This is a genomic window from Moorena sp. SIO3E8 (assembly GCF_010692445.1).
Classification (GTDB): Bacteria; Cyanobacteriota; Cyanobacteriia; order Cyanobacteriales; family Coleofasciculaceae; genus Moorena; species Moorena bouillonii.
Genome location: NZ_JAAHHM010000185.1, coordinates 1 through 10500, shown reverse-complemented (window position 1 = coordinate 10500; position 10500 = coordinate 1). Strand labels below are relative to the sequence as shown.

Genomic DNA, 10500 nt, shown 5'->3' with positions numbered 1-10500 from the left:
GTATTTTTTCGGTGCGGTGAAATGACCGTTATTATCTGTGTAGGTATAGCGCCACCAGATGCCTCGACCGATGCTAATTTTCGCTCTTTTCAATGGCTCCCATTGGCCCGTTTCGGTATTTTTGACTTTGACATACCCATGTGGTCGATATCTGCGACCACCGAAAAGGCTTTTTTGCGTCGGGTTTTTAAACATTTCCAGTAACACATTGGGGTCATTACATTTCATTGAGCTGGGACAATCCAGTTCTGTGTCCTGATCTGCCAAAGCTAAAGCCACTGATTCTACATCGGATTCAGTTTCTTTCGGTTGATATACATTTTCAATGATGCGGTAGGGCAATGACGCTGGAAATTTATAGCCCACCGGAATGACAGTGTAGATCGGGTGATATAGGTCTTTTTCATTGGCTGGCATGACATAGTAATCACCTTCTGTAGTGATTTCATAATCAAGTGGATAGTCGTGCAAACTCAAGACACCTTCAGCATCCAGCTTATCCAGCAGCTGCAAGTGGCTTTCATTGCTGGGGGTGATTTTGATATATTGGTGAGTTGCCCGAACCGATGGAGCAGCAGTTTTCATGCTGCGGCTGTACAGGTTGAAGGCCTTTTGCATATTTGCCACGGAATAAGGATTTTGTATCTTGCGGCCAAGAACCATTTGGGTTTGACCTGCAGATTCAACCTGATTATTGGGTGGAGATTTTTCTAGTACCAGAAAATCATTTTCTGCTGATGGTAATTTAATTTGTTGAGATGAAACAGAACTGTTTGACAATAAACTGAGAATGGTTAATGCAGAAATAGTGATTGTTTTCATGTTAAACATAAGCAATCCTCTTTGATCGGCTGATTAATTAGACGCCTCAAAACTATCTATTAACGGGACTTTATACCTGAAAACATATCAAAAATAATGTTCCCCTAGTACTGGAAAATATTTTCTGATGATGGTAGTTTAATTTGTTGAGATGAAACAGAAATGTTTGACAATAACCTGAAAATTTTCAATGCAAAAATAGTGATTGTTTTCATGTTAAACAACGCAAGCATCTTTTGGCGGCTGATTAATTAGACGCCTCAAAACTATCTATTAACGGGACTTTATACCTGAAGGAATTATCAAAAAAATGTTCCCCTAGTACTGGAAAATATTTTCTGCTGATGGTAGTTTAATTTGTTGAGATTAAAATGCTTAGCAAAATGCTCAGCATTATTGACCACGACTGTAGCAATATGTTATATGTATATGTTTGTCTCTGATTCAGGCGAGAGTTCAATAGTGAAAAACTCTTCACTTTCATCAAGTACTGGTGCTGGGTTGCGAGGTACATCAGGGGGAACATCAGGAGGTACTTATGAGTCCTTTCTATCAAGTTCCGCTGGTGCTGGGTTGTGAGGTACCTCATACTAAATCCGGTTGTGAAAGTAGCTTTATTAAAGTGGCTAAATCCTGCTTAAACACAAGCATATACCCTATACGAATAAGGGGGTGCATCTCACTTTTGTAAATGTTCGTAGCGATGCAGCGCGGTCTTGGGGAGGCAGCGCGGTCTTGGGGGTCCCCCCCATGAGCGACTGCCGTGGTTCCCCCCACTCGCGCTTTGCATCAAGACAGGGTGCGTTAGGGACGGGGGAGCCATTATTGTATTGGTAGCCAGTGTTAGGAAAATCCGTCCCGTAACGCACCATCTGGTCAAACGGCAAAAATGAGATGCACCCGAATAAGGTAGGTATGTCAACCGGATTTAGTATCAGAGGGAACATCAGGGAGTACTTGTGAATCCTTTCTATTATGTACTGGTGCAGCGACCTGTTCTACTTCTTGTTTGCTCTTTGGTGGAGTAGGAGCCTGAGCGGGTTCGCTTTCAATACCCTTTAGTGCTGGAGCAGGAGCCTTTGCGGGTTCGTTACTTTTTGGTACTGGAGTAGGGTTCGCCTTGGGTAAGTCAGTTTTCTGTACTTTATCTGGATGAATGTGTCGTGGGATATCGTTATCCAAACTTACCAGGAGCCCCAGTTTTTTATCTTTACTGCTGACTGTCCCAAGTTCCCCCGGTGATGCCCAGTTTTTATCCAGATTTAAAAAGGTACCCATAAGGGTGCTATCAAACCGGATTTGATATAATATGATTTGAATAAATGACTTAAATCTAGATTAAGAGTCAAAAAATATGAATAAAATAACTATTTTGTGTTCTTTTTTTGTTACTTTGCTTATGCCCACATCGGTTTTGGCGGGTATTAAAAATGTTAGGTATCTACACCAAAATGAAAATAATACCTTCAATGTAATCTGTTTGGATGGCAGCTTAGAAACAGTTAATACTCAGGCGATTATCAATAACTCAATTTGCCACAACATTAGTAATCCATATACACCTTCCAAACCCAATACACCTTCAAAACCGAAATTTATTTGTACTGGTGATAATTTTTTTGATAGGTATTATGTGACGAGGATTTCTGATGGAAAGAAGTTTGGAGATCACTCTCCTTTAAAAACTTGTAAACGAATATTGAATGGTGCAACTGATGACTTAATTTGTATTGGTGATAACTTTTTTGATAGGTATTATGTCACGAGGATTTCTGATGGGAAGAAGTTTGGGGATCACTCTCCTTTGAAAACTTGCTTACGGCTTATTAACGACAATCAATAAAAGTAATGTTTGCTTTATTGCGTCGCTGAATCTAAGTGTTAACCCCTCAAAACCCCAATTTCTGCATCGCCCTATGCTTAACCTCCTCACCCCGGCTATCATACTTAGCGGTAGTCACAGGGGAAGCATAGCCAGCTAACTTTTGGACGGTAACAATATCAATAATCATGGGGAGAAAAAGACTCCACCCCAGCCTGTTTAGCGCGCTTCTGCAAAATCAACAACACGGCCTGGGAGGGTCATCTTTCTGCTCTCTATCTGCCCCCCTTTGAGTATTAGGCACAACAGCGCCTCTGGTTGTTGTGCCTAATACTCAACCGATCATTAACAAAAGCGATGCTCTTCATCGACGTAATAAAGTGACCGCTGGCATTTTAACTAACAGCGATCACCATTTTTGTCAATCACTCTACCGGACAATGAAACAGCCCTGACCGAAAGGATAATTTCTAGCTCAAACAGTTAGTTAAAAATTAGGTATTTGCCAAAATTGTCCTGAATAATTACCACAGTTAGCCATAATTGGTTTATTGTCTTGGGAATCATTAATGATATCTAAACATTTATCACTGCCTGTAAACAGGGTTCTGAGGCGATAATATCCAGACTTGTTTGTTGCTTCTATTTTCCAAAATTGTCCTGAATAATTACCACAGTTAGCCATAATCGGTTTATTGTCGTTAGAATCATTAATGATATCTAAACATTTATCACTGCCCGTAAATAGGGTTTTGAGGCGATAATATCCAGACTTGTTTGTTGCTACTATTTGCCAATATTGTCCTGAATAATTACCACAGTCAGCCATAATCGGTTTATTGTCGTTAGCATCATTAATGATATCTAAACATTTATCACTGCCCGTAAACATGGTTTTGAGGCGATAATTTGTTTGTCCTTGGGCAACGTTAGTAGTACTGGCAAAAGCAAGCACAGAAGACGCAACAGCTATACCAAAAGTGAAAATTATCTTTATATTTTTGTTAGACATGGTGGTATGAGACATTTTTTTAGTTTTAGAGAAAAATTGATCAATAATTGTGCCACAAACTCAACTTACCTGAGTTCGATATACCTAGGATCCACACTTACAGGTATGGGTTCTAGTTGATAGAGACTTTTTAACGACCTTGAACTCTAAGATAATCATCAGTTTCGATCTTAACTCTCCTATACCTTCTACTACAACGCCATTAGTAAGATTCCCGATTCTCTAGAAATATTTTTATCACAGCGGGTAAAACCGCTATGAGTCTTGATCCCCGGTTTGAAAAGACGGGGCTTTAGACTTACAGGTTCCCTCGTAAATCGGCTCTTAACTACTTTCCTTGAGCAGGGAATAGGGAATAGGTAATAGGGAATAGGGAATAGGTAATAGGGAATAGGTAATAGGGAATAGGGAATAGGGAATAGGGAAAACAATCCTGTGTAGCTGATAGTTATGCAAACCGCCGTAGCTATATATAGCAATTCTCTATGCCATGAGGTACAAAAAGATCCCCCTAAATCCCCCTTATCAAGGGGGACTTTGAGGTTGAGAAGCGTACCTCATAAATCCTAGAAACGCTATAGTACCTGAATGCGTTCGCGTAGCGTGGCCTACGGCCAATCGCATTCACGCCCACCTCCGAGTAGGTTATGATTCAAGGGGTATTAGTTACATCGGGCAAACCAAGTTTTTCGACTTTTCTTTTTCCTTAGTTAAGGGCTGATAGATCTTGTGATCATACGGCACATATCCCTCAAAACCTGAATAAGTGATCTTACACAATAACCGAGACTTGAGCGGAGAAGGAGGTAAATTTACCTTTGCTACTTTCACTTCTACTAAACTTGGATCATGCCTTAAAATGTCAAGTATATCCTGTGACAAGTAGCGGGGACAATACCCTAGGTGATAATGATCTTCTGTGGTTAACGCTAAAGCCTTATTGTCATAACAATTATGAAGCTCGTGACATAGCCACAAAGTATCACCAACTTGTAGCTGCTCTATGCGATCCATAGAACACTTTGGTAAGTGACGCAAACCATGTACTAGAAAACAAAGGTGGTATTTCCCGTCACTGTCGAGGTCTGGATAAGGAAAAACTTTAAAATTATCTGTTTGTCGATTTCCTTCGCTCCTTCCTAAAAATTCCATCAAATCAAAACTCTGGGCTGATAATTTGAGCCGGTCTAGATGCTTTCGGTAATCTGGACGCGAGGGTGACATAACTCGGTTGGCAAAAAACGCAAACAACTCCGTGGAACAATAGGTCTTATTCCACTCTGGAAAAGACATTAGAGGCTCAAACCCAAATTATTTTTGCGCTTCCTTTGCACCTTCTATATAAACAAAGGTGTAAATTTTTCCATCAAAATTATAATATTGTTGATAAATCTGTATATCCCTATGTTATCATATTGGCTTTAATTGGAATACAATATGTATTGTTTTGTATTTATGATGAATTAACTGCCAGAAATCATATAAAACTACTAGAAATATATAATAAAGATACACGATTAGGAGAAAGGGTTGAACATATCCTTGATAATTACCAGCTGAATAACAAGAGATTTCGTTCAAACCTGACTCAATCATTAATTCCAGTATTAATGTACTTCTTTTTTACTATAATTGGTGTTTTGTTTAATGTGATTTTTAAAAATTAGTCTAAAATATTTACCATGATGTACTATGCGTTTACCCTAGTTGGCATGAAAGCATCAAAAAAAGCGATTGGCCGTAGGCCACGCTACGCGAACGCATCAAAGACAAGTAATTAATTACGATCGCTGTTAATTTGGGAAAATTTGCTAGTTCAAAAATCATAAATGCTCGTCTTCGGTGTTTGGAACTGCCCAAGGGTTGATGCCATGTTCCCGGAGCTGGCGATCATACTCATCCTGGTAAGATTGCTGGACATCATACTCTTCCCAGGACTGCCGCAACTCCAGTTCCTGCTGTGCGATGGTTTCGTTGGCTGCATTCAACCTTTCTTCTAGTTCCTGCACGTAAGCATCTATTCGTTGACGTCGTTCTTCCATTGTCGCCGTTTCACCAAAAGCATGACGAAAATGATCCTCTAGAGAATCCAAGGCTAGTACACTAAGGATCTTGTATGCTTCCTTGTTACCCCTGTAAGAACGGTAATTCCAATAAATGATTACTATTTTCAGTGGCAATCCATTAATCCTGGGTTGTCCAATTAATTGAGTTGAATCTTCTACTTCAAAAGTCTGACTCGTAAACCCCTCTCCCCATATGGTTTTGAAGGCTTTTGAGCGCAAAAAATCTGACACGTTTTGCTTGTTCTCTCCAACGGTTTCCGCTGTCTGGGTTTGAGACATTACGTAGATGCCTTCCTTAGTCTTGAAGCCATCAAATTTTTTAAAAGTCCCGATCTGGATTATTGCGTGCGTAACGTATTCTTTCATGGTTAAGATATAACTGATTTACTGCAAATCATTTACTTCAGCGATCGCACTTCCCTGTCTAAAAAGGTGCGGTCGCTTTGCATATCGTCATTGTACTGTAGTCTTTTACTGCCGTCAATGAAAAATCATCGCCATCAAAGTCGGATTGAAAACCAACCTGACTTTCCATTGCCCCACTATCTATCAGTGTTACTATTTGCTATTGTTAATAACACACAAAATTTTTTATAACCACGGCAAATTAGTTATTATCACATAAATACATAGCTAAAAACACATTAACTACAGATTTAACTTATAATTAAACAAATAAACATAATTAAAAACAAAAAACTGGTCTACTTCCCTTAAGCTATATTCTAGGAGTTATACACACAGTTTCAATTTCAAACAAACAAATCTTATTTGTACTTCTAAGACCAGAACCAAAATGCAAACAATAACACACAAAATTATAGCACTACGCATTAAAGTTAGGACATTGATATAAGCCGATTTATTGACGTAATCGAGTGACCGCTGGCATTTGACATTACAGCGATCACCATTGTTGTCAACAGCTCTATCCGATAATGAAACAGCCCTGCTGCTTATCAAGGGGGACTTTGAGGTTGAGAAGCGTACCTCATAAATCCTAGAAACGCTATAGTACCTGAATGCGTTCGCGTAGCGTGGCCTACGGCCAATCGCATTCAGGACTTCCGAGCACGTTATGATTCAAGGAGTATTACTTACATCGGGAAAAGCAAATTTTTCGACTTTTCTTTTTCCTTAGTTAAGGGCTGATAGATCTTGTGATCATACGGCACGTATTCCTTTGAACCTGAATAAGTCATCTCACACAATAACCGAGACTTAAGCGGAGAAGGAGGTAAATTTACCTTTGCTACTTTCACTTCTACTAAACTTGGATCACGCCTTAAAATGTCAAGTATATCCTGTGACAAGTAGCGGGGACAATACCCTAGGTGATAATGATCTTCTGTGGTTAACGCTAAAGCCTTATTGTCATAAGGATTCTGAAGCTCGTGACATAGCCACAAAGTGTCACCAACTTGTAGCTGAGCTATGCGATCCATAGAACACTTTGGTAAGTGACGCAAACCATGTACTAGAAAACAAAGGTGGTATTTCCCGTCACTGTCGAGGTTTGGATAAGGAAAAACTTTAAAATTATCTGTTTGTCGATATCCTTCGCTCCTTCCTAAAAATTCCATCAAATCAAAACTCTGCTCTGATAACTTGAGCCGGTCTAGATGCTTTCGGTAATCTGGACGCGAGGGTGACATAACTCGGTTGGCAAAAAACGCAAACAACTCCGTCGAACGATAGGTCTTATTCCACTCTGGAAAAGACATTAGAGGCTCAAACCCAAATTGTTTTTTCGCTTCCTTTGCACCTTCTATATAAACAAACTCATAAAGTTTTCCATCAAATGTTAATCGACCCACCGGGTTCCACAATCGACTTTCATGATCTTGCCAAGCTAAAAATAAAGTTTTTAGGGAAGTGATACTCATAAATTTAATAGACAGACCAGTCTTTTTTTGTTGGTGAGCAAAATTTTCTTAGCAAAGTCAGATGCTTCTTTTGAGATACGACAATCTGGAAATGCCTGTAAAGTTGAATTTATCTGTTGCTCTGAAATTTGTTCAAGACGGTTGAGCCACTCCTGACTAGCTTTAGGATAGTGAGTATTAACATATTCAAAAAGTTCAAATGTTTTCAGAGGCTTTTTTTCATTTTCGTTAAGATAAAAGGCTGACTTGCACCCATTTACGTAAGACTCTACAGACCTATGCTGGCGTTTAGTATCAGAAAGTTCACGACCCAGGCATGAGGCGTGATCGTAAGTGGGAGCCAGATAAATACCCGTTTGAGATGTCTTAGGAAGTACAAACCCCCAATTTTCATGATGACGATCACCATTACCAATCCACGCATCTAGCAGCAAGTAGCCAACAAACAAATCTCTTGCATCTGTGAAACCATCAGGTACTCTCCAATTAGGGGGGAAGTTAACAGATTTTTCTCTAATCGCCTCCATAACCACTTCAATTGTATGTTGATAGGCCTTGTGCGTAACCAAAGCGGGATAATCAGGATTAATGCCACTAAGTACTTGATTACCATGCACTAGGGTTTCTCCCTGTCCTAAAAAATTGACTGTAATCACCCCTTTTTGTCCATCGGCGGTTTCTGCTAACTCATAGCGCGCTGCAGGTATATCTAGAAGATTGCACAACTCAAATGCCACTTTTTCTGACCAGTCTTCTCCTGTGTTTTGGCGACGATACTTGAACAGACACTTTTTCAATTGAGAATGATCAAACCAAAATTTTTCCTTTGTCCCCATTGTTTCATCTTTAGCCTGACTCTCTTGCTCCGAAGTTAAACGAATGATCTCGTACTGATTTGCTACCACCTACAAAACGCTATTAAAACCCATTTACTCAAAGATGAAGTCACGTGATCGCCCTCTTCTGTCATTTTGGCACAATCGAACCAATTGGCGTCATTTCAGCCTAGGAAAAATCAGGGTTTGACCCCAGTTTGACAGAAGAGGGGTATATCGAAAATAATTAGAAACTTAGCATCAGGCACCAGCTGTTTTAGGGTCTGCGAATAACCTTTGGCATCACAACAGTTGCGGAACCGAGCGAAAACGACTGGTGGCATCGGTGGTAATAGGCGAACCATGACCCATGGGTATAGGCTTAGATGATGCGACATAATATGAAGTTATCTCCTTTACTTTAAGGGGTAGCCAGAGCCAGCCTTCGCCCTTGCAAGTACGTCAGGCTGGCTCTTCCCGTGGATTTGATTGTCCACGGTTTTATTGTCACATAAAAATTTGCATATTATAGCATATTTTGATAAATTTTGTAAAAAAATATTGAGAGAGTCGGTAGAAGTACAGTCTTATATAGCAGTCGCCAGGGCAGGCGCGGACATGACAAAAGTCTCAAACCTAAGTAAGCGCAAGAGTTTGACTTCTGACTTCTGACTTCTGACTTCTGACTTCTGACTTCTGCTATAGCGCTACGCGCAATGGCATTGGCAAGAGGCAAGAGGCAAAAGTTTACTTACTAAAAAAGCGTTTGAGCTTGTATCAATGTCAAACACGAAGAATGGGTAGTGCTATACCGAAAATATTCAAGTCCCGATAAGACCTATTAACAGAAATAAGATGACTTTTATTTATCTTTTATAACTGATATAAAATCAAATATCATCACCTGGATCCTTAGGGGAGTTGAATAACCATACAAGTATACGACCTTGGATCAAGCTGGCGATGGGAATAATTAAAATTATGAGTGTTACCACCATCTCACCAGTTATATTGTAGTCGTAGCCTCTTGGATCATTGTAGTTCCTAATATCGTTCATCAAATCATGAGCACAAATCTCAATTATCCAACTAGAAAATGCAGTCCAAACTAAGCTGTTAAGAACAATCCACCAACCTGCCCGAGTCGTATGCTTAGAAAGAGCTACCGATTGGAAGATAGATATCACTACGCAACCAATTAGGGTCGTAAGGATAGATGCTTTCCAGGTCATGGGTAATCGGATACTTGGATCCTTTACAAATATAGATTGAGCTGTTATATACCAAGAATAGAAAAAAAACATGGTTGGTATGGCAACGTAGGCTCCTAACGCAGTCACCACAACCCATGACCAAGCGTCGGAAATGTAACGTCGCAGAACAACCCATTGTGCGATCGCTAGCCAAAACGGTATAAGCATGAACAAAGACAGATAAAAAATATTTTCATTTGATAAGCATGACGCAACAGTAATTATCAGACCCGTGGTTGTTGGGATCGTCCACTCGATTAGAAATCTCAGACTAAGTGATCGTTTTAGCATTGGATTCTAAATTATCTGTTCCTAACTTTAGGGTGATGTCTTTGGCAAATTTAAAATCAGGCTGATTTCCCAAATCGATATAATCATACTACGATCGCGGTTCACAAATATCTAGGGAACAGGAATTTTTAACAAGGAATTTCTCCCCATCACAAAACTCCTTCTAGGAATGTGCTGATCAAGAATGGTTATTGTTGTGGCTTCATCGTAATCATTCATTTGTCATCCATACTTGACATAGCAAATCCCATTCAGGACTTCCGAACATCTAAATCCCCAGGAGTATTACTTACATCCGGCAAACTCCATTTATTGACGTAATCGAGTGACCGCTGGTATTTGACATCACAGCGATCACCATTGTTGTCAACAGCTCTATCCGACAATGAAACAGCCTTGGGGTGTTATATCATGTCCGGTTAATTAGTTAAAATTTACGCATCAATTTGACGCCACCAATGAAAACCTGTCAAGCCTTGAATTAAATCTTGCTGTTTGAGTAAAGTTTTGCAGCGTTGAAACAGAACAACTTC

Annotated in this window: 11 protein-coding genes; 1 reads left to right on the top strand and 10 read right to left on the bottom strand. The window is 39.8% G+C overall.

The features are described 5' to 3' along the window. The coding region (locus F6K46_RS35445) for a hypothetical protein (protein ID WP_293117893.1) at positions 1-822 on the bottom strand (822 nt) is incomplete at its 3' end. A 918-nt stretch (positions 823-1740) separates the two neighbouring features. Beyond that, positions 1741-2100: a hypothetical protein gene (locus F6K46_RS35440; protein ID WP_293066369.1), complete on the bottom strand. Its 360-nt coding sequence runs from the start codon at positions 2098-2100 to the stop codon at positions 1741-1743. Between the two features lie 76 nt (positions 2101-2176). Here F6K46_RS35440 and F6K46_RS35435 point away from each other — a divergent pair, with 76 nt between their 5' ends. Beyond that, positions 2177-2665, top strand: a complete 489-nt coding sequence (locus F6K46_RS35435) for a hypothetical protein (RefSeq protein ID WP_293066366.1) — start codon at positions 2177-2179, stop codon at positions 2663-2665. Positions 2666-3131: 466 nt separating this feature from the next. On the opposite strand, the gene F6K46_RS35425 is transcribed toward F6K46_RS35435, so the two are convergent. The 8 genes from F6K46_RS35425 to F6K46_RS35385 form a co-directional block, all read right to left on the bottom strand. Then, on the bottom strand, positions 3132-3671 hold the full coding sequence (locus F6K46_RS35425) for an RICIN domain-containing protein (RefSeq protein ID WP_293066363.1): 540 nt from the start codon (positions 3669-3671) through the stop codon (positions 3132-3134). A 309-nt stretch (positions 3672-3980) separates the two neighbouring features. Next, on the bottom strand, positions 3981-4112 hold the full coding sequence (locus F6K46_RS35420) for a hypothetical protein (RefSeq protein WP_293066360.1): 132 nt from the start codon (positions 4110-4112) through the stop codon (positions 3981-3983). Positions 4113-4322: 210 nt separating this feature from the next. Next, positions 4323-4949 (bottom strand): HIRAN domain-containing protein, encoded by a 627-nt coding sequence (locus tag F6K46_RS35415; protein ID WP_293066357.1) that lies wholly within the window; start codon positions 4947-4949, stop codon positions 4323-4325. A gap of 530 nt (positions 4950-5479) precedes the next feature. Continuing rightward, on the bottom strand, positions 5480-6001 hold the full coding sequence (locus tag F6K46_RS35410) for a hypothetical protein (RefSeq protein ID WP_293066354.1): 522 nt from the start codon (positions 5999-6001) through the stop codon (positions 5480-5482). An 818-nt stretch (positions 6002-6819) separates the two neighbouring features. After that, positions 6820-7608: an HIRAN domain-containing protein gene (locus tag F6K46_RS35405; RefSeq protein WP_293066351.1), complete on the bottom strand. Its 789-nt coding sequence runs from the start codon at positions 7606-7608 to the stop codon at positions 6820-6822. Next, positions 7605-8513 (bottom strand): HipA domain-containing protein, encoded by a 909-nt coding sequence (locus F6K46_RS35400; RefSeq protein WP_293066349.1) that lies wholly within the window; start codon positions 8511-8513, stop codon positions 7605-7607. Before F6K46_RS35400 ends, F6K46_RS35405 begins: the two co-directional genes overlap by 4 nt. An 800-nt stretch (positions 8514-9313) precedes the next feature. Beyond that, positions 9314-9844 (bottom strand): hypothetical protein, encoded by a 531-nt coding sequence (locus tag F6K46_RS35390; RefSeq protein WP_293066346.1) that lies wholly within the window; start codon positions 9842-9844, stop codon positions 9314-9316. Positions 9845-10218: 374 nt separating this feature from the next. Continuing rightward, the gene (locus F6K46_RS35385; protein ID WP_293066343.1) at positions 10219-10353 is read right to left on the bottom strand and encodes a hypothetical protein; all 135 of its coding nucleotides are present in this window, start codon (positions 10351-10353) and stop codon (positions 10219-10221) included. Positions 10354-10500 lie beyond the last annotated feature (147 nt).